14 protein-coding genes are annotated in these 15652 nt (G+C 74.2%); 11 read left to right on the top strand and 3 right to left on the bottom strand.

Going from position 1 to position 15652, the window contains the following annotated elements; all coding sequences use genetic code 11:
- Positions 1 to 5: 5 nt before the first annotated feature.
- Both ACZ6O5_RS16410 and ACZ6O5_RS16405 read right to left on the bottom strand, forming a co-directional pair.
- Entirely contained in the window at positions 6 to 2078 is a 2073-nt protein-coding gene (locus tag ACZ6O5_RS16410) for an amylo-alpha-1,6-glucosidase (RefSeq protein ID WP_465977974.1), read from the bottom strand.
- Positions 2075 to 2458 carry an SCP2 sterol-binding domain-containing protein gene (locus ACZ6O5_RS16405; RefSeq protein ID WP_465977972.1) on the bottom strand — a complete coding sequence of 128 codons (384 nt, stop codon included), beginning with the start codon at positions 2456 to 2458 and terminating at the stop codon, positions 2075 to 2077. The genes ACZ6O5_RS16410 and ACZ6O5_RS16405 overlap by 4 nt, the downstream gene beginning before the upstream one ends.
- Positions 2459 to 2592: 134 nt before the next feature.
- Between ACZ6O5_RS16405 and ACZ6O5_RS16400 the strand changes: the two genes are divergently transcribed.
- On the top strand, positions 2593 to 3573 hold the full coding sequence (locus ACZ6O5_RS16400; protein WP_465977970.1) for a glycoside hydrolase family 88 protein: 981 nt from the start codon (positions 2593 to 2595) through the stop codon (positions 3571 to 3573).
- On the opposite strand, the gene ACZ6O5_RS16395 is transcribed toward ACZ6O5_RS16400, so the two are convergent.
- The gene (locus tag ACZ6O5_RS16395) at positions 3557 to 4066 is read right to left on the bottom strand and encodes a mycothiol transferase (RefSeq protein ID WP_465977968.1); all 510 of its coding nucleotides are present in this window, start codon (positions 4064 to 4066) and stop codon (positions 3557 to 3559) included. The two genes, ACZ6O5_RS16400 and ACZ6O5_RS16395, sit on opposite strands and share 17 nt — an antisense overlap.
- An 89-nt stretch (positions 4067 to 4155) precedes the next feature.
- Here ACZ6O5_RS16395 and ACZ6O5_RS16390 point away from each other — a divergent pair, with 89 nt between their 5' ends.
- The 10 genes from ACZ6O5_RS16390 to ACZ6O5_RS16345 all read left to right on the top strand — a co-directional run bounded on the left by ACZ6O5_RS16390 (position 4156) and on the right by ACZ6O5_RS16345 (position 15650).
- On the top strand, positions 4156 to 4671 hold the full coding sequence (locus ACZ6O5_RS16390) for a 2'-5' RNA ligase family protein (protein WP_465977966.1): 516 nt from the start codon (positions 4156 to 4158) through the stop codon (positions 4669 to 4671).
- A 359-nt stretch (positions 4672 to 5030) separates the two neighbouring features.
- Positions 5031 to 5858, top strand: coding sequence for an MEDS domain-containing protein (locus ACZ6O5_RS16385; RefSeq protein ID WP_465977964.1), 828 nt, complete (start codon positions 5031 to 5033; stop codon positions 5856 to 5858).
- Entirely contained in the window at positions 5855 to 6814 is a 960-nt protein-coding gene (locus ACZ6O5_RS16380) for an anti-sigma factor RsbA family regulatory protein (RefSeq protein ID WP_465977962.1), read from the top strand. Before ACZ6O5_RS16385 ends, ACZ6O5_RS16380 begins: the two co-directional genes overlap by 4 nt.
- Positions 6815 to 6928: 114 nt before the next feature.
- Positions 6929 to 8464, top strand: a complete 1536-nt coding sequence (locus ACZ6O5_RS16375; protein WP_465977960.1) for a hypothetical protein — start codon at positions 6929 to 6931, stop codon at positions 8462 to 8464.
- Positions 8465 to 8556: 92 nt separating this feature from the next.
- Positions 8557 to 8931: a hypothetical protein gene (locus ACZ6O5_RS16370; protein WP_357303829.1), complete on the top strand. Its 375-nt coding sequence runs from the start codon at positions 8557 to 8559 to the stop codon at positions 8929 to 8931.
- Positions 8932 to 8974: 43 nt separating this feature from the next.
- A complete protein-coding gene (gene pip, locus ACZ6O5_RS16365; protein WP_465977958.1) occupies positions 8975 to 9931 on the top strand; it encodes a prolyl aminopeptidase in 957 nt (318 codons plus the stop codon).
- Positions 9932 to 9985: 54 nt separating this feature from the next.
- Entirely contained in the window at positions 9986 to 10819 is an 834-nt protein-coding gene (locus ACZ6O5_RS16360) for a metallophosphoesterase family protein (RefSeq protein WP_465977956.1), read from the top strand.
- Positions 10816 to 11490, top strand: coding sequence for a 4'-phosphopantetheinyl transferase family protein (locus tag ACZ6O5_RS16355; RefSeq protein WP_465977954.1), 675 nt, complete (start codon positions 10816 to 10818; stop codon positions 11488 to 11490). Before ACZ6O5_RS16360 ends, ACZ6O5_RS16355 begins: the two co-directional genes overlap by 4 nt.
- Positions 11491 to 11565: 75 nt before the next feature.
- Positions 11566 to 13827 carry a catalase gene (locus ACZ6O5_RS16350; RefSeq protein WP_465977952.1) on the top strand — a complete coding sequence of 754 codons (2262 nt, stop codon included), beginning with the start codon at positions 11566 to 11568 and terminating at the stop codon, positions 13825 to 13827.
- Positions 13828 to 13973: 146 nt separating this feature from the next.
- Positions 13974 to 15650 (top strand): glycoside hydrolase family 99 protein, encoded by a 1677-nt coding sequence (locus ACZ6O5_RS16345; protein WP_465977950.1) that lies wholly within the window; start codon positions 13974 to 13976, stop codon positions 15648 to 15650.
- Positions 15651 to 15652: the final 2 nt, after the last annotated feature.

Below are 15652 nucleotides of genomic sequence, written 5' to 3'. Positions count from 1 at the left end.
CGGGGTCAGGCCGCGTTCCGGGTACCGGCCCGCAGCCGCCGGCCGCTGGCGCGTTCCCGGCCGTACGAGTCGACCCGCCCCCACCGGCCCGGCACGTCGAGCAGCTCGATCCGGCCGTAGCCGGTCGGGATGGCGGGGTCCACCAGCAGGTTGTCCCCGCACGGACGCAGTCCCAGCATGACCGCGACCAGCATCAGCAGGCCGCCGGAGGCCCACGACTGCGGTCGGCCGGCGGCCGGGAGCTGCACCGGGTACTTGGTGACCCGGCGCGGGTAGCCGGCGATCACCTCCGGCACCGACCCGCCGAGCGTCTCCGCCATCCCGAGCACGCCGGCGGCGATCTGGGCGGCCTCCGCGTCGTACCCGTAGCGGCGCAGACCGGCCGCGACGAGCGCGTTGTCCGACGGCCAGACCGCGCCGAGGTGCGCGCCGACCGGGTTGTACGGCCGCTGCCCCTCGGCGTACGTGCGCACGCCCCAGCCGGAGAAGAGGGCCGGCCCGCACAGGTGGGCGGCGAGCGAGTCGGCCCGCTCGGGTTCCACGATGCCGCTCCAGAGCAGGTGCCCGAGGGTGGAGGTGAGCGCGTCGACCGGCTCCCCGTCGGGGGTGAGGGCCAGCGCGTAGTAGCCCCGCTGCGGGAGCCAGAAGTCCCGGTTGAACCGTTCCCGCAGCCGCGCCGCGTCGGCCTCCAGCCGCTCGGCGTACTCCGGGTCGTTCCAGCACTCCCGGGCCAACCGGGCGCCCCGGATCCGCGCGTCGTACGCGTACCCCTGGAGTTCGGCGGTGGCGCGCGGGAACGGCGGCTCGACGCCGTGCCGGTCGACGATCGCCTCCGGCGAGTTGCGCCAGGTCTGGTTGGCCAGCCCGTTGACCGTGTTTCGCGGCTGGTAGCGCAGGTAGCCGTCGCCGTACGGGTCGCCGTACTCGGTCAGCCAGTCCAGCGCCATCCGGGCCGGGTGCCGCAGTTGCCGGACCAGGTCCGCGTCGCCGCTCCAGCGTTCGTACTCGTCGAGCAGGACGACGAAGAGCGGCGTGGTGTCGGCCGCCCCGTAGTAGAGCGCGGTCGGCTCCTCGTCGAACGCGGCTGCCTCGCCGTACCGCAGCTCGCCGAGGATCTTGCCGGGCTCCTCGTCGTGGTAGTCGTCGAGTTGCCCGCCCTGTACCAGCGCGAGCATCCGCAGCGTCGGCGGCGTCAGTTCGGGCGTGAACGGCAGCGTCTCCAGGCAGGTGATCAGCGCGTCGCGTCCGTACAGCGTCATCGCCCAGGGCAGCCCGCCGACCGGCACCCGCTCGGCGTACGCCAGGGGGGTGTACCGCAGCGCGGCCAGGTCGGTCAGCGCCTGCCGGTACGCGGCGGCCAGGGGTTGGCGTTCGGCGACGAGTTGCGGCGCCTGGTCGCGCCAACGGGCCAGGTCGTCGTGCATGCCCTGCCAGACCCGCTTGCGGTGCGCCTCGATGTCGGCTCGCAGGTCCCGTTCCCCGGCGCCCTGGATGATCATTCGGACGTGCAGGTCGGTGTGCCACGCGCCGTTCGGGTCGACCCGGATGCGGAACGTCATCCCCCGCTGGTCGACCTCGACCGGGGCGGTGCTGGAGACGCGGGTCTCCCGGGTGAACCGTCCGCGCTGGTAGCGGATCCGCAGCTCCCGGTGCTCCGGGTCGGCGGTGGCCGCCGGCCGGCGCGGGGCGGGATGGCGGATCTCGGCGGTGTCGGCGAAGTCGCTGGCGATCTCCATCCGTACGACGAAGTCGACCGGTTCGGCGGCGTGGTTCAGCACCATGATCCGCTCGTGGAACGTCTCCCCGAGCGAGCGGTAACGGATCACCGAGACGTCCGCGTCCACGTAGTGACTGGCGGCGCCGGGCACCAGCACGTAGCGGGTCTCGAAGTAGGTCAGGTCGTCGCGGGACAACGACTGCAACCGCTCGCCGTCGACCGTGAGCACCCAGCGGGACAGGAACCGGGTGTCGAAGGAGAACAGGCCGACCGGCGCGCACGGGTGAACCTCCATGTCGCCCTGCGCGTCGCCCATGGCGAATGTGTTGCCGGTGAGGACGGAGACCAGTTCCTGCTTCATCGGGCCGCCGGCCGGCGGAGGGAGCCGGCCACGTCCCGGGGGTGCCGGGCCCCCGGCGGGCCGGGGAAGATCCGGCGCAACGACATCAGCAGTCTCAGGTTGCCCTGCACGGTGATGGCGTTGCTCAGGAACGCCGCGGCGAGGTGCAGGTGGCCCGCGGCGATCCGGTCGAACACCTCCCGGTCGGCGTGGACCATCAGGTCCGCCTCCTCGGCCGAGCGGGCCACCCGCACGTCCTGCCGGTCGATGCTCAGGTACCAGTGTTCGGTCCGGCCGCCCTCCCGCAGGTCCAGGCGGATGGTGCCGGAGGTGGTCTCCGGCAACTCGGGGTGCCGGCCGGCCGCCCTCCCGGCGAGGTGCTCCGCGGCGGAGGTGCTCATCGGTCCTCCCTCGTGCGTCGTCGCGGCGGCCCGACGCGCGGCTCCGCCCGTGGCCGCAGCGTTCCCGCCGCCCGGGTGAGTCCAACTCACCCGGTCCGGGTGAGACGGGCCGCCGGGGCGGGTACCGGACGGGCATGTCGACGACCGCTGACGCCACCACCGACCGGGTGCTGCTCGCGCTGCTGACCATGCAGCGGGAGTCCTGGGAGCAGGGGATCACCGGGCAGGCGTTGCTCGACCTGGGCCGCCTCGACGCGGCGACGCTCGTCGCGGACGCCGCGGTGACCCGGCAACGGCCCGACGGCCGGCTCGGTGAGCCGGCCGGGTCGGTGGGCGCGGTGAACGGCGCAGCCTGCGGCGAGGTGGTCCGGCACGCCGCGATCAACACCGGCGATCCGAGGTACGCCGCCGCGCTCGACGCCCAGCTCGACTGGCTGACGCGCCGGGCCCCCCGGGACGCCGACGGCACGCTGTTCCACCTGCTGGACGGCCGCCAGGTGTGGGCCGACACGGTCTACATGGTGGCGCCGCTGCTGGCGCTGACCGGCCGGACGGAGCTGGCCGCCGCCCAGGTGACGGGGCACCGGCGCCGGCTGCACGACGCGCGTACCGGCCTCTACGCGGCCCGGTGGGACGCCGACCGGGGCGAGTTGGGCCGCCCGCAGCCATGGGGCACCGGCAACGGCTGGGTGGTGGCCGGGATCGCCCGGGCGCTGCGCCTGGCGTCGGGCTGGCCGGCGGGAACGCGCGCCGAGCTGGCCGGGCACGCCGCGGAGGTGCTGACCGCCTGCCTGCGGTACCGCACCGACGACGGCCTCTTTCCCGACGTGCTGGACGACCCGGGCACGTTCCGCGAGGCGAACACCGCCCAACTGCTCGGCTACGCGGCGTTGACCGGGGTGGCCGACGGGTGGCTGCCGCCGTCGTGGTTCGACACCGGCGCGGAGCTGCTGGCCGCCGCCGCCCGGCGGGTGGACCGGTACGGGCGGGTGACCGGCGTCAGCGGCGCGCCGGACTTCGCCGGCCCGGGTACCTCCCCCGAGGCGCAGGCGTGCTTCCTGCTCGGGCAGGCCGCGCTGGGTCGCGCGCGGGCGGTGGTCAGCGCTGCCGGATGAGCCCGCGCACGTAGGCGGCCTGCCCGGCGTGCTGGAGGTCGTCGTCCAGCACGCTCACCAGCCGGACACCGAGCGTGACCGGCGGGTCCCAGTTCTCGTCCACCACCCGGTCCAGGTCGGCCGGACGCAGCCCGCGCAGGTACGCCACGCTCCGCTCCACCACCGCCCGGTGGTAGTCGAGCAGCACGTCAGCGTTCTCCGGGCGCACGGCGGCGATCTGCGCGGGCCCGTGGCCGTAGCCGGTGTCGTCCGGATCGGGGCGCAGGCCGCACCGGCCCGCCCAGTCGCCGGTGACCCAGAGCTGCCGCTCGCCGAGCAGGTCGGCGACGTGGTGGTCCTGGATCCGGGTCAGGTGCCAGACGAGCCAGCCCACCGGGTTCGCCCCGTCCGCCGGGGCCTGCCGTAGCTGTTCCGGGTCGAGCCCGTCGAGTGCTCCGGCGACCAGGTCCGGCAGTCGCCCGTACGCCTCGGTCAGCAGGTCGTTCACGTCCACGTGCGCCTCACTCCCCCACCGTCTCGTGTCGTCCCCCGGGGCAGTACCGCCCAGCGGGAGCGGCAAACCTCGCCGCCTAGGGTGGTCGGGTGGTCGCGGCGCTGGAGCTGTATCTGGACACCGACGCCTCCCGGCGGATCCGGGTGTTGTGGGACCTGCTGGAGTCCGAGGGGGTGCCGAGCATGCGGTCGCTGCTGGCGCAGCGGCACCGCCCGCACGTCTCGCTGGCCGTCGCGCCCCGCCTCGACCCGGAACGGGTGGCCGCGGCGCTCGCCGGGACGGTGGTGGCCGCGCCGCTGCGCCTGGAGTTCCAGCACGCCGGCCAGTTCGTCGGACGGGTGCTCTGGCTCGGGCCGGCGCCCACGTCGGAGCTGCTGGCCCACCACGCCGGGGTGCACGAACGGCTGGCCCGGGCCGGCGTCGACGTGGTGGAGCACTACCGGCCGGGACGCTGGGTGCCGCACTGCACGCTCTCCATGCGGGTGCCGAACCCGCTGATGGCCGCCGCGGTGCGTCGCTGCCTGGAGGTGCTGCCGCTGACCGCCACCGTGGTCGGCGCCGCCGTGACCGACCACGCCCGCGACATCGCCCGACCCCTTCCCTGATCCGCCAGCGCGCGAAACGGCCGTCCCGTCCCCGCCGGCGCCGCTCTCTCCCCGTCAGCTCCCTTTCGAGTTGAGAGCGCAAACGACTCAGGCGGCCCGTGCCGCGTCGGCGCTCCCTCCACGGCCGGCTCCCCCATCGCCGACCGCTGACCGCCGCGCCGCCATGGCTCGCACAGCTGGCAGACGCAACTTGGATGAGTTGTCTCCGCTATCAGCTCGACAGGCCATCCGGGTAGGCCGCGCCGGGCCGGTGAGTTCCCGCATGGCGTGTCAGACCACCTCGACCCGCCGCTCGACGCCACCGCCTGGCGCGATCTCCACTTCGTCGCGGCATAGGATGGGTCGATGAGGTGGAGCCGGTGACCGACGGGGGCGTGACGGACCCGGGCCACGGCCATGCCTGCCTCGCCTACGACGACCCGGCGGTGTTCCACGCCTGGGCGGTCGAGCAGGTCACCACCGGTCTCGCCGCGGGCGAGCAGGTCTGGCTGGTCGGCCCGGAGGAGGCCGACACCGTGGCCCGTCGACTGGGCTCGGTGCCCGGCTTCGACGCCGCGCGGCGAGGTGGCGCGGTGCGGCTGTTCCCGGTCGGCCACGCCTACCGCCACGACGAGGTCGTCGACCCGGAGCGGCAGGTGCAGGCGTACGTGCGGGCCACCACCGAGGCGCTGGCCGCCGGCCACACCGGCCTGCGGGTGCTGGCCGAGGCGACCAGCCTGGTCCGCACCGTCGCGCAGCGCGACGCCTTCGCCCGCTACGAGCACCGCATCGACCACTGGCTGCGGCACCGGCCGATGTCGGCGGTCTGCGCCTACGACCGGCGGGTGCTCGGCGACGCGGCGATCGCGGAGCTGGCCTGCATGCATCCGGAGACCAACACCGACGTGCCGTTCCGGTTGTACGCCGGCGGCGGTGACGCGGTGGTGGCGCTCGGCGGCGAGCTGGACCCGACCGCCCACCGGCTCTTCGCCGCCGCGCTGGAGCGGGCCGATCCACGGCCGACGGCCGGGCGGCTGGTGTTCGACGCGACCCGGCTGCGCTTCGTCGACCACCGCAGCCTGCTGCACCTGCGCGACCACGCCCGTCGACACGACGCGGTCGCGGTGCTGCGCACCCGCCGGCCGGCCGCGGCCCGGCTGGTCGAGCTGCTGGGCCTGACCGAGGTACCGGTGGAGGTGGTCCGGTGAGGACCGGCGCGGCGGCCGGCCACGTGGGCTACTTCCACGAGGCGCTCCTCTACGACTCCGACGAGGAGTTGCTGGCCGTGGCGCTGCCGTTCCTGTTGGGCGGCATCGAGGCCGGCGAACGCGTCGCGGTGAGCCTGGACGCGCCGCACGCCGAGCTGGTGCGCCGGGCGTTGCCCCTCGGCGCGGAGGTCGCCTTCCTGCCCGGCGGGGGCGTCTACGCCCGGCCCGCCGCGGCGATCCGGGCCTACCGGGAGTGGCTCGGTTCGGCCACGCTGGGCCGGGCGCAGCTCCGGATGGTCGGCGAGCTGCCACCGGCGCTGCTCGGCGCCACCTGGGACGCGTGGGCCCGCTACGAGTCGGCGATCAACCACGCCTACGACGGTTTCCCGCTCTGGGGCATCTGCGCCTACGACCGGCGGGTGGCGTCGCCGCACGTGCTGGCCGACGTGGTGCGCACCCATCCGCGGATCGCCCGGCCGGACGGCGGCCACGAGGCGACCGGCGTCTACACCGAGCCGTCGACCTATCTGGCCGAGTGCCGGCCGGTCCCGCTGGACCCGGTTCAGCACACGGCGCCGCTGGTCGAGCTGACCGACCCGACGCCGGCCCACGCCCGCGAGGCGGTCCGCGCCGCCGACCCCGGGCACCTTCCACCCGACGGCGTCGAGGACCTGGTGATGGCCGTCAGCGAGGTGGTGTGCAACGCGACGCGGCACGGGAGGCCGCCGGTGCGCCTGCGGTTGTGGTGCGCGGCGGACCGGATGGTGGTGAGTGTCCACGACCGGGGCGCCGGCCCCAAGGACCCGTACGCCGGGCTGCTGCCGGCCGGTGACGGCACCGAGGGCGGCCTGGGGTTGTGGATCAGCCACCAGAGTTGCGACCACGTGACCCACCACCGGGACGCCGACGGTTTCACCATCCGCCTGACGGCGGGGAATCCGCACTTCCCGATCTGACCGTCGGACCGACCGGCGGGCCGGGGGCGGGGCGAGCGCCGCGCGCGCACACGGTACCGTTGCGCCTCATCGTGCCCCGCGGCCTGGCGCTGGCGAACCGACGGAGGATGGCGCATGTCCAACGGTGAGGAACCGTTCGCACCCCACGACGACGTGTCCGCGCGACCGCGGTTCGACCCGGCGCTGCGCGGCTACGACAAACGGCAGGTCGACCGGTACGTCGAGCAGATGGACGGCGAGATCGGCGCGTTGACCGCCGCCCGGGACCGGGCGTACGCCCAGATCCGTGACCTGACCACGCAGGTGCAGCGGGCGCAGGCGGAGACGGTCGAGCTGCGGGACCGTCCGACGGCGGTGGACCGGGCGTCGTTCCGCGACCTCGGCCCGATGGTCGACCAGATCCTCGACCTGGCCGAGAAGCAGGCCGGCCAGATCACCGAGATGGCCACCAAGCGCGCCGACGACGTCCAGGCCCAGGCCGAGCGGGTGCTGACCGCGGCCCAGGAGCAGGCCGCCCGGGACCGGCGCGAGCTGGAGGAGGAGCTGTCCGGCCGCCGGGCCGAGTGGGAGCGGGCCGACGAGGAGCGCCGGGTCGCCGCGCAGGCGGAGCTGGCCGCGGTCCGGGAGCTGGCGGAGAAGCTGCGCGCCGAGGGTCAGGCCGTGCACGACCGGGCCCAGCAGGAGGCGAAGCGGATCAGCGAGCAGACCACGCAGCAGGTCGAGCAGGCCCGGTCCGCGTCCGAGGCGCTGGTGAAGGCCGCCCGCACCCAGATCCAGCAGGAGGTGCAGGCCAACCGGAGCAAGGCCCAGCAGGAGCTGGCCCAGTGGCAGGCGACAATGGCCCGCGAGCTGGACGAGCGGCGGGCCGCGGCCGAGCAGGAGTTGGCCGACCGGGCGACGGCCGCCGAGCGGGACATCGCCGCGCTGGTCGCCGAGGCCCAGCAGTACGCCACCGAGGTGCGTGAGCGGGCCGACGAGGAGACCGCGGCGCACCAGGTGCGGCTCACCGCCGTGCAGCGGGAGATCCAGCAGCGGCAGGAGGCGTTGACCCAGCTCAAGGGCGAGCTGGAGACCGTCGGCAAGCAGTTGGAGCAGGCCCGTGGGGAGATCACCACGATCGAGCGGGCCGGCGCCGAGCTGGAGGAACGGCTGGTCGGCGTACGCCGGGACCTGACCGCCGAGACCAGGCGGCTGGACGAGGCGCGACGCGCGGCGGAGCTGGCCGAGCAGCACGCCAAGGAGACGCGGGCCCGGGTGCAGCGGGAGGCGAAGCGGGTGGCGGACCTGGCCGCGGCGGCGGTGATGGCGGCGGCCGCGGGTGGTGGCGAGACCGCCGAGTATCCGCAGGTGGCGGCGCGGCTGATGGGGACCGTCGCGGCGGCGGCGGCCGAGCCGGTGCCGGTCGAGCGGACCGACACCGACCGGCCGGACGCCGACCGGGCGGAGGTCGAGCGGGACGAGAACGACCGGCCCCGGGCCGGACGCGCGGAGGCCGAGCGGGACGACGTCGACCGGCCGCGCGCCGAGCCGTTCATCGAGCGGCTGGACGGGCCGAGCTTTGACGCGTTCGCGGTGCGGACGCCGGCACCCCGCGCGGTGCCCGAGGCGGAGACCACCGGGCCGGACACCGGCGTCCGCGCCCCGGCCTGACGGTCGGGGCCACCGGCCGGCGCCCTTGCCACCCGCGTTTGCGATATGCAAATATGTGGATCGATTTGCCGCCTCGACTTCGGGGGTTCGACATGCGGAAGGCCTCCTCGATAGGCGCGGCGGCGCTCCTGACCGTCGCCGCGGCCGGGGTCGCGGTGGTGGGCGCGGCGGCGCCGGCCAGCGCGAGCTGTAGCCACTCCCACTCCAACGTGGACACCAAGTTCGGCCAGCTCTTCAACGCCACCAATGTCAACATCCGCAGCGGCCCGCACACCACCTGTGGTTCCCTGGGCTACGGCCAGCTCAGCCACAACGTCGACTTCCACTGCTTCGCCAGCGGCGACCGGGTCAGCGCGAACGGGCACACCACCTACACCTGGACCTACCTGCGGGACACCACCACCGGTGTCTCCGGCTGGGTCGCCGACGCGCTGCTCGACAACCTCGGCGGCAACGTCGCCTGTTGAGCCGGCCCACGCGACGCGGGTCGGGCGGGCAGAATCACCGGGCATGACCGGAGTCGCCCTCCACCCGCCCGTCGAGCCGTACGCCACCCACCGGCTCCCGGTCGGTGACGGCCACGTCCTGCACGTGGAGGAGGTCGGCCGGCCGGACGGCGTACCCGTGGTGTTCCTGCACGGGGGGCCCGGCGGTGGTCTGGTGCCGGCGGCGCGGCGGTTCTTCGATCCCGGGCGCTACCGCGCGGTGCTGTTCGACCAGCGCGGCGCGGGCCGCAGCACCCCGTTCGGCGAGCTGCGGGCCAACACCACCGGGCACCTGGTGGCCGACCTGGAGACCATCCGGCGGCGGCTCGGCATCGACAGGTGGCTGGTGTTCGGCGGTTCGTGGGGGGTCACGCTCGGCCTGGCGTACGCGCAGGCGCACCCGGACCGGGTGACCGGCCTGGTGCTGCGCGGCGTGCTGCTGCTGCGGCGCAGCGAGCGGGACTGGTTCTACCAGGGCGGCCTGCGTCACCTCCAGCCCGAGGAGTGGGCGCGGTTCGTCGCCCCGATCCCGCCGGCCGAACGCGACGACGTGCTGGCCGCCTACCACCGGCGGTTGCACGGCCCGGACGCCGACGTGGCGCGGGCCTGCGCGCGCTCCTGGGGGCGGTGGGAGGCGGTGAACTCCTCGCTGCGACCCGACCCGGCGGCGCTCGACCACTTCACCGCCGACGAGCGGGCGTTGCCGATCGCCCGGATCCTGTCGCACTACGCGGTGCACGGCGGCTTCCTCGCCGAGGGGCAACTGCTCGACGGCGTGGACCGGATCCGCCACCTGCCGGCCGTGATCGTCAACGGCCGCTACGACCTGTGCTGCCCGCCGGTGTCCGCGTACGACCTGGCCCGCCGGTGGCCGGAGGCGGAACTGCGGATCGTGCCGGACGCGGGCCACTCGGCGGCCGAGCCGGGCATCGCGCGGGAGCTGCTGCGCGCCGTCGACCGGGTCGCCGACCTGATCGGCTGAACACCGCCCTCCCGCGCCTGGCCATTCGGGACCGTCGCTGGCAAGATCGGCCGAATGACGGGTGCGCTGTACGCGGTCAGTGATCTCCACGTGTCGTACCCGGAGAACCGGGCGGTGGTGGACGGCCTGCGGCCGGAGTCGGCGGACGACTGGCTGATCGTGGCCGGCGACGTCGGTGAGCTGTTCGCCGACATCGAGCGGACGTTGACGCAGCTCCGCGACCGGTTCGCCCGGGTGGTCTGGGCGCCCGGCAACCACGAGCTGTGGACCCATCCCACCGACCCGGTGACGCTGCGCGGGGTGGCACGCTACGAGGCGCTCGTCGCCATGTGCCGGGGCCTGGGCGTGCTCACCCCGGAGGACGACTATCCGGTGTGGCGGGGCGCGGACGGGCCGGTCACCGTGGCCCCGCTGTTCCTGCTCTACGACTACTCGTTCCGGGCCCCGGGCACGTCCACCAAGGAGGAGTCGCTGCGGGTGGCGTACGAGTCCGGGGTGGTGTGCACCGACGAGATGCTGCTGCATCCCGACCCGTACCCGGACCGGGAGTCGTGGTGCTGGGCGCGGCTGGCGGCGACCGAACGGCGGCTGGCGGCGACCGACCCGGCGCTGCCGACCGTGTTGATCAACCACTGGCCGCTGGTCCGCCAGCCCACCGACGTGCTCTGGTTCCCGGAGTTCGCGCAGTGGTGCGGCACCGAGCGCAGCGCCGACTGGCACGTGCGGCACCGGGCCGCCGTCGCGGTCTACGGCCACCTGCACATCCCCCGCACCACCCACTACGACGGGGTGCGGTTCGAGGAGGTGTCGCTGGGCTACCCGCGGGAGTGGGGCCGCCGGGGCGACGAGCCGCGCCCGATGCGGCGGATCCTCGGCGGCACCCCGTGATCGAGGCGTTGCTGCCGTCGGCGGCGGTGGCCGTCGAGGCGTTCGCCGACCGGGCCGGCGACGAGCCGTACCCCGGGGAGGAGGACCTGGTGGCCCGCGCGGTGGCCAGCCGCCGTCAGGAGTTCGTCACCGCCCGGCGCTGCGCACGGGAGGCGCTGGCCCGGCTCGGGCACCCGCCGGCCCCGATCCGCCCCGGCCCCCGGCGGGAGCCGCTCTGGCCGGCCGGTGTGGTGGGCAGCATCACCCACTGCGCCGGGTACCGGGCGGCGGTGGTGGCCCCGGCCGCCGCGCTGGCCGGGCTGGGCATCGACGCCGAGCCGCACGGGCCGCTGCCCGAGGGGGTGGCCGACGCGGTCACCGTCGCCGGCGAGCCGGCGCACCTGGCCGGGCTGCGCGCCGCCGACGCGGGCGTGCACTGGGACCGACTGCTGTTCAGCGCGAAGGAGTCCGTCTACAAGGCGTGGTACCCGTTGACCAGCCGGTGGCTCGGCTTCGAGGAGGCGGAGCTGACGCTGGACCCGACCGGCCGGTTCACCGCCCGGGTGCTGATCGACGGTACGCGGACCGACGGCGGGCCGCCGTTGGACGTGCTCGACGGCCGTTGGCTGGTGGAGCGAGGGCTGGTGGTGACCGCGGTGGTCGTGCCGCACCGGGGACATCCGCCCGGGTGATCCTTGTTTGTCCCGCCCCCTCGGGGGTAGGGCCGGAGGGGCCGGTCATTTCACCGCAACGGAGGACAGGTCCTGATGGAATCCAGCAAGCCCGCCCAGGTCGTCAAGGGTGTCGTCGAGGCCGCCGTCGAGAAGGTCGGCGAGGCGCTGACGCCGGACGTACCGGGCGCGCCGGGCAGCGCCCCACCATCGCTCGAGGAGCCGACCGCGCCGCACGGCCCGCTGCCGCCCACGGACGAGCAGGGCGCGCCGGACACGCGTACCCCGACCGGCGCGGAGACCGGCGTGCCGAAGATCGCCAAGGGGCAGCAGGGGGCGTACCTCACCACCGCCAACGGCGCCCGGCTGCGCGACACCGACCACTCGCTCAAGGCCGGTCCGCGCGGCCCGGTGCTGCTCCAGGACCACCACCTGCGCGAGAAGATCATGCACTTCGACCACGAGCGGATCCCGGAGCGGGTGGTGCACGCCCGCGGCGCCGGCGCGCACGGTGTCTTCGTCGCCAACGGCGCGGCCGAGCAGGTCACCCGCGCCGGCTTCCTGAAGAAGGGGCGCGAGACGCCGGTCTTCGTCCGCTTCTCGACCGTGCTGGGCTCGCGCGGGTCGGCGGACACGGTCCGCGACACCCGGGGCTTCGCCACCAAGTTCTACACCGACGAGGGAACGTTCGACCTGGTCGGCAACAACATGCCGGTCTTCTTCATCCAGGACGCGATCAAGTTCCCGGACATCATCCACGCCGCCAAGCCGCACCCGGACCGGGAGATCCCGCAGGCGCAGAGCGCGCACGACACGTTCTGGGACTTCGTCTCGCTGCACACCGAGGCACAGCACCACACCATCTGGAACATGTCCGACCGGGGCATCCCGCGGTCCTACCGGACCATGGAGGGCTTCGGCGTGCACACGTTCCGCCTGGTCGACGACGCCGGCGCGACGGTGCTCGTCAAGTTCCACTGGAAGCCGAAGCTCGGGGTGCACTCGCTGGAGTGGGAGGAGGCGCAGCTGATCAACGGCATCGACCCGGACTTCCACCGCCGCGACCTGTACGACGCCATCGAGGCCGGCGCGTACCCGCAGTGGGAGCTGGGCATCCAGGTCTTCCCGGACACGCCGGAGGAGACGTTCGCCGGGATCGACCTGCTCGACCCGACGAAGATCGTGCCGGAGGAGCTGGCGCCGGTGCAGGCGATCGGCACGCTCACCCTCAACAAGACACCGCGCAACTTCTTCGCCGAGACCGAGCAGGTGGCGTTCCACCTGGGGCACCTGCCGCCGGGCATCGACGTCACCAACGACCCGCTGTTGCAGGGTCGGCTCTTCTCGTACCTGGACACCCAGCTCACCCGGCTGGCCGGGCCGAACTTCACCCAGATCCCGATCAACCGGCCGCACGCCGACGTCAACGACATGCTCCGGGACGGCTTCCACCAGCAGGCGGTGCACGCCGGGGTGGCGCCCTACCGGCCGAACTCGCTCGACGGCGGCAACCCGTTCCCGGCCGGTGACCGGGAGCACGCGTTCGTCGACGTGCCGGTGACGGTGGCCGAGGCGCCGAAGGTCCGGGCCGCGCCGGCCTCCTTCGACGACCACTACAGCCAGGTCCGGCTCTTCTGGGCGAGCATGTCGCCGGTGGAGAAGGAGCACATCATCCGGGCGTACACGTTCGAGCTGGGCAAGTGCTACCACCAGGCGATCAAGGAGCGGCAGCTCCAGTGCCTGGCCAATATCGACCCGGTGCTCTGCGAGCAGGTCGCCACCGGCCTGGGGCTGCCCGCGCCGCAGCCGACCGTGCCGCTGGCCGAGGTGCAGCCCAGTCCGGCGCTGTCCCAGGTCGGCCAGGAGTGGCCGGCCGACGGCCGGATGGTGGGCATCGTGGTCGACGCCGACGGTGACCTCGACGACGTCGCGCAGGTCCAGCGCGCGGTGTTCGCGGCCGGCATGGTGCCGCTGCTGATCGCCGCGCACGGCGGCACGGTGGGCGGGCTGCCGGTGCAGCGTACGTTCGCCACGGCCCGTTCCGTCGAGTTCGACGCGGTCCTGCTGGCCGGTGCGCCGGCGCCGGCGCCGGACGCGTTGCCGGCGCGGGACGCCAAGGCCGGCGCGCCGGGTGCGACCGCCGTCGACCCGCGGGTGTCGCTGCTGGTCGAGGAGGCGTGGCGGCACGCCAAGGCGATCGGCGCGTGGGGCGCCGGCGCCGAGGTGCTGCGACTGGCCGGGGTGGCCGGTTCGCCGGGCGTGGTGACCGGGGGCTCCGGCGCGGAGGCGCTGGAGTCGGTGCGGCAACTGATGGCGGCGCACCGGGTCTGGGAGCGGTTCCCGGCCTCGGTCGCCTGACCGACGCACGATCGAGGGGCGGTCCGCCACCGGCGGGCCGCCCCTCACGCTGTTTGTTTCATCGACCTGTCTGAGTATTGCAGTTTCATGTCGCGCGCTGTCATGATGACCGTCAATTTCTTCCTCCCCTCGAAGGAGCGGTCCACATGGCGCCCACCCGCCGTACCCTGATCCGGTCCGTGGTGGCCGGGTCCGCGCTCGCCGCGCTGCCCGACCTCGCGCTCTCCCCCGCCCCCGCGGCCGCCGCCAGTCCTCCCGGCGACGTGGTCGGCAAGGTCTCCGTCGGCTACCAGGGCTGGTTCAGTTGCCCCGGCGACGGGGCCCCGATCGGCGGCTGGTGGCACTGGAGCCGGGACCGGTTCCAGTCCCCCTCGCCGTCGAACACCACGATCGTGTCCTGGCCGGACATGCGGGAGTACGCCCGCGGCTACCCCACCGCCTATCCGAACCTCGGCGACGGCCGGCCGGCCACGCTCTTCTCCTCCTACGACCAGCAGACCGTGGACACCCACTTCCGCTGGATGCAGGAGTACGGCTGCGACACCGCGGCGTTACAGCGGTTCAACCCGTTCGGCGACGAGGGGCCGACCCGCGACGCGATGGCGGTGAAGGTCCGCTCGGCGGCGGAGCGGTTCGGCCGCAAGTTCTACGTGATGTACGACGTGACCGGCTGGACGGCGATGCAGTCGCAGCTCAAGGAGGACTGGGCGACGAAGATGTCGGCGCACACCGCCTCACCGGCGTACGCCCGGCAGAACGGCAAGCCGGTGGTCTGCGTGTGGGGGTTCGGCTTCGCCGACGACGGCCGGCCGTTCGCGCCCGCCGCCTGCCTGGACGTGGTGCGGTGGCTCAAGGCCCAGGGCTGCTACGTCATCGGTGGCGTGCCGACGTACTGGCGGCAGGGGATCAACGACTCCCGCCCCGGTTTCGCCGACGTCTACCACGCGTTCGACATGCTGTCGCCGTGGATGGTCGGGCGCACCGGCACGCTCGACGGGCTGGACTGGTTCCTCGCCAACGTCAACGCGCCCGACCTGGCCGACTGCGCCGCGCACGGCATCGACTACCAGCCCTGCGTGATGCCGGGCGACCTGTCCGCCGGCCACCGACGGCACGGCGACTTCTACTGGCGGCACCTCTACAACATGGTGCGGCTCGGCGCGCAGGGCCTCTACGTGTCCATGTTCGACGAGTTCAACGAGGGCAACCAGATCGCCAAGACCAGCGAGACCGCGGCGGCCACCCCGGCCGGGACCGGGATCCGGGCGCTCGACGAGGACGGCACCGCCTGCTCGGCGGACTACTACCTGCGGATCACCGCCGACGGTGGCCGGATGCTCAAGGGCCAGTTGGCGCTCACGGCGGTGCGGCCCACGCCGCCGGTGACCGGGGGCGGGCAGCCGCCCGGCGGCGACCTGGCGGCCGGTCGGCCGGCGTCGGCGAGCAGCCAACAGAACGGGCCGTTCGGCGCGGGCAACGCGGTCGACGGCGACCGGGGCACGTACTGGGAGTCGGCCAACGGCGCGTTCCCGCAGTGGTGGCAGGTCGACCTCGGCGCGACCGGGCCGGTGGCCCGCCTGGTGCTCGCGCTGCCGGCCGGCTGGGAGGCCCGGACCCAGACGCTCGCGGTGCAGGGCGGCACGGACGGCACGACGTTCACCACGCTGACCGGGCCGGTCGGCGTCCGGTTCGACCCGGCCACCGGCAACCAGGCGACGCTGACGTTCACCGCCGCCCCGGTCCGGTACCTGCGGGTGCGGTTCACCGGCAACACCGGCTGGCCCGCCGGACAGCTCGCGCAACTCTCCGCGTACGCCGCCTGACT

This window comes from Micromonospora sp. NPDC049201 (assembly GCF_055586805.1).
The sequence above is the reverse complement of the archived record's forward strand: the minus strand, read 5'-3'. Positions and strand labels throughout refer to the sequence as shown.

Excerpts from the sequence above, each read along its gene's own strand:
- ACZ6O5_RS16410 (WP_465977974.1), bottom strand. The coding sequence starts at position 2,078 with ATGAAGCAGGAACTGGTCTCCGTCCTCACCGGCAACACATTCGCCATG.
- ACZ6O5_RS16405 (WP_465977972.1), bottom strand. The coding sequence starts at position 2,458 with ATGAGCACCTCCGCCGCGGAGCACCTCGCCGGGAGGGCGGCCGGCCGG.
- ACZ6O5_RS16400 (WP_465977970.1), top strand. The coding sequence starts at position 2,593 with ATGTCGACGACCGCTGACGCCACCACCGACCGGGTGCTGCTCGCGCTG.
- ACZ6O5_RS16375 (WP_465977960.1), top strand. The coding sequence starts at position 6,929 with ATGTCCAACGGTGAGGAACCGTTCGCACCCCACGACGACGTGTCCGCG.
- ACZ6O5_RS16370 (WP_357303829.1), top strand. The coding sequence starts at position 8,557 with ATGCGGAAGGCCTCCTCGATAGGCGCGGCGGCGCTCCTGACCGTCGCC.
- pip (WP_465977958.1), top strand. The coding sequence starts at position 8,975 with ATGACCGGAGTCGCCCTCCACCCGCCCGTCGAGCCGTACGCCACCCAC.
- ACZ6O5_RS16360 (WP_465977956.1), top strand. The coding sequence starts at position 9,986 with ATGACGGGTGCGCTGTACGCGGTCAGTGATCTCCACGTGTCGTACCCG.
- ACZ6O5_RS16350 (WP_465977952.1), top strand. The coding sequence starts at position 11,566 with ATGGAATCCAGCAAGCCCGCCCAGGTCGTCAAGGGTGTCGTCGAGGCC.
- ACZ6O5_RS16345 (WP_465977950.1), top strand. The coding sequence starts at position 13,974 with ATGGCGCCCACCCGCCGTACCCTGATCCGGTCCGTGGTGGCCGGGTCC.